Annotated in this window: 3 protein-coding genes; 2 read left to right on the plus strand and 1 reads right to left on the minus strand. The window is 72.5% G+C overall.

The annotated features are described in order from the left end of the window. Positions 1-160 precede the first annotated feature (160 nt). Positions 161-2,110: a cation-translocating P-type ATPase gene (locus FLM69_RS11120; protein ID WP_141844270.1), complete on the plus strand. Its 1,950-nt coding sequence runs from the start codon at positions 161-163 to the stop codon at positions 2,108-2,110. Here FLM69_RS11120 and FLM69_RS11125 read toward each other — a convergent pair. Further along, positions 2,026-2,331 carry an antibiotic biosynthesis monooxygenase gene (locus FLM69_RS11125; RefSeq protein WP_141844271.1) on the minus strand — a complete coding sequence of 102 codons (306 nt, stop codon included), beginning with the start codon at positions 2,329-2,331 and terminating at the stop codon, positions 2,026-2,028. The genes FLM69_RS11120 and FLM69_RS11125 overlap by 85 nt on opposite strands. A gap of 299 nt (positions 2,332-2,630) precedes the next feature. On the opposite strand from FLM69_RS11125, the gene FLM69_RS11130 reads away from it, so the two are divergent. Further along, positions 2,631-2,963 (plus strand): hypothetical protein, encoded by a 333-nt coding sequence (locus FLM69_RS11130; RefSeq protein WP_255502842.1) that lies wholly within the window; start codon positions 2,631-2,633, stop codon positions 2,961-2,963. Positions 2,964-3,238 lie beyond the last annotated feature (275 nt).

The following is a 3,238-nucleotide window of genomic DNA, read 5'->3' on the forward strand; positions in this document are numbered from 1 at the left end:
TTGTTATTGTTGGTGATGACGCCGGGCCCACCGACCTGTCGACTTTCGCGAGCGTCGGCAGCGTCAGAGGTGTAGAAGAGACAGCAGCCGGAGCCGCCCCGGCCCCCGCCCGGCGCGGCTCCGGCTGCACCGTCCGCTGCACCCCCGGTGCCGCCGGCCGCTGGCCGCCGCCGCGCTGATCGCGGTGTCGCTGGTCCTCGCCCCGGAGCAGATCGCCCACGGGACGGGGCATCTGCCAGCGGCGCTGCTCATGCTTGCCGCCGCCGTCGTGGCGGGCCTGCCGATCGTGGTCGGCGCCGTCCAGGCGCTGCGCGTGCGGACGGTGGGCATCGACCTGCTCGTGGCCGTCGCGGCGATCGGCGCCGCGCTGCTGGGCAACTTCTGGGAGTCCGCGGCGGTCACCCTCCTCTTCTCCCTCGGCCACGCCCTCGAGGACGCCACCCTGTCCAAGACCCGCGCGGCCCTCTCCGACCTCGTCGCCACGGCCCCCGAGACCGCGGTGCTGCTCGAGGCGGACGGCTCCCAGCGCACGGTGGCCGCCCACGAGGTGCCCGCCGGGGCCACGGTGCTGGTCAAGGCCGGCGCCCGCGTCCCCGTGGACGGCGTGGTGCTCGCGGGCACGGGGGCCGTGAACGAGGCTGCCATCACGGGAGAGTCGCTGCCCGCGGAGAAGGCCGACGGCGACGCCGTCTACGCCGGCACCGTGGCCACCGCCGGCCTGCTGCACGTCGAGGCCCGCGGCGTGGGAGCGGACACCACGCTCGCCCGCATCATTCACCGCGTCGAGGAGGCGCAGGAGGCACGGGCGCGGACCCAGCAGTTCATGGACCGGTTCTCGCGCTGGTACACCCCCGGGATCATGGTGCTCGCGCTCGTGACGGGGCTGGTCACGCGGGACGTGCCCCTGGCCCTGACCCTGCTGGTCATCGGCTGCCCGGGCGCCCTCGTGATCTCCATCCCCGTGGCGATCGTGGCCGGCATTGGCCGCGGCGCCGAGGACGGCGTGCTCATCAAGGGCGGCGAGTTCCTCGAGCGCTCCGCGAAGGTGGACGCCGTGGCCGTGGACAAGACCGGCACCCTCACCTGGGGCACCCCCGAGCTGACCGACGTCGTCGTGCTGGCCGACGCGGACGAGGACGAGGTGCTGCACTGGGCCGCGCGGCTCGAGCAGGCCTCGGACCACCCGCTCGCCCAGCCCGTCGTGGCGGCCGCCCGCGAGCGGGGCCTGGGCGAGTCCGGCCTCGCCACGGAGGTGGAGGTGGTGCTCGGCCGCGGGGTGACCGGCCGCGTGGCCGGCCGCGGCGTCGCCGTGGGCACGATCGCCCTGCTGCGCGGGCTCGAGGCGGACGCGGCCCTCACGGACCGCGCCGAGCAGGTCGCCGCCGGGCTGGCCGAGGCCGGCCGCACGCCCATGGCCGTCGCCGTGGACGGGATGCCGATCGGCGTGCTCGCCGTGGCGGACACGGTCCGGCCCGAGGCCGCGGACATGATCCGCGGGCTGCACCGGATCGGCGTGGAGGAAGTCGTGATGCTCACCGGTGACCAGCCGGGCGTGGCCCACGCCGTGGCCCGTCAGGTGGGCGTGGACGAGGTGCGCGCGGCCCTGCTGCCCGAGGACAAGCTCGAGGCGATCGCCGCCATGCAGGCCCGCGGCCGGGTGGTGGCCATGGTCGGTGACGGCATCAACGACGCCCCCGCGCTCGCGACGGCGGACATCGGCGTGGCCATGGGCGCCGCTGGCTCCGGGGTGGCGATCGAGACGGCCGACATCGCGCTGATGGGCGACCGCCTCGAGCTGCTGCCGCAGGCCCTGGGCCTGGCCCAGCGGACGGTGGGCGTGATGCGGCAGAACATCGCCGTCTCGCTCGTGACCGTGGCGGCGCTGCTGGCCGGCGTCTTCGCGGGCGGCGTGACGATGTCGATCGGCATGCTCGTCCACGAGGCGTCCGTGCTGCTCGTCATCGCCAACGCGATGCGGCTGCTGCGGCCGGCCGCCGGGTCCGGCCGAGGCGGCTCCCGGACGGCTCAGTCCAGGTCGACGACCTCGAACTCGAGCAGATCCGCGCCCGTGGCCACGGGCGCCGGGCGCCCCTCGGACTCGGCGGCGTGAGCGGCGGGCATGCGCCCGCCCTTCCAGTTCTGGAAGTCCTCCTCGGTGGCCCACGTGGTCACCACGAAGTAGCGGTCCTCGCCCGCGGTGGGGCGCAGCAGCTGGAAGCCCTCGAAGCCGGGCTCGGCGTCCACGGCGTGCTTGCGGGCGGCGAAGCGCTTCTCCAGCTCGGGGCCGGCGCCCTCGGGGACGGTGATGGCGTTGATCTTCACGACGGACACGGCGGGGCTCTCCTTCGCTGACGGGGCGGCGCCTGGATGACGCCGTCCCGCCAGGCTACGCCCGGGGGAGGGCCGCGACGACCCCGGCCGCCGGCGTCCCTCGTCGCCAGCGCGTCCGGGATGCGCGAAGGCCCGGAATCATTCGCATGATTCCGGGCCTTCCTTCGGGGTGCCTAAGTAGCACGTTCGGCAACTCCGCCCCCAAGACAAAAACCCTGGTCAACCGCCTGTTGCGCGGGGTCTACAAGGTGTCCGCGCGACCCCGGAGTAGCGCGCCGATTGATGATCGGGGGCCTGTTGTGAGGACTATCGAGACGGCTCAAACTTTTCTCACCGCCGCTGAGGTGGACCAGCTTGTCGTTGATTATCTGGGCGGGATGAGCGTCAAGTCCCTGGCCGAACGGTACGGCATCCACCGCGCGACGGTGTTTTCGCACCTCCGGCGTCGCAACGTGCCGAGTCGCCGCCCGGGGCTCTGCCCCGACGAGCAAGCGGAGGCTGTGCGCCTCGCACGAGCAGGTGTCTCGATGCGGGCAATCAGTCGCCGGATGGGCGTTGACCGCAAGGCAGTGCGGACGGCGTTGGTCGAAGCAGGCATCATCGCCGACAAGGTGATCGTCGGCATGTCCTGAAGTAGGACGGTGGCACGACTCCACACGAATACGCATACCAGCAGCATTGTCGGTGGCCCACCGTAGGCTTTGAGTGACGGTACGAGAGCGGCTCGACCGCAGGTGACGGGAGAACCCAGCATGGCCAAGGGGTCTGCCATGAGTTTGGTTGACACGAGTTATCAGGCGGCGGCAGCCGCCTGGACTGATTGAACCATCTCGAACTCGACAGGGGTGAGCTTCCCGAGACGGGCCTGCCTACGACGGCGGTGATAGGTCCGCTCGATCCAGCTCAC

Origin of the sequence: Micrococcus sp. R8502A1, assembly GCF_006704135.1 — a bacterium.
In the GTDB taxonomy this organism is placed as follows: domain Bacteria; phylum Actinomycetota; class Actinomycetes; order Actinomycetales; family Micrococcaceae; genus Micrococcus; species Micrococcus luteus.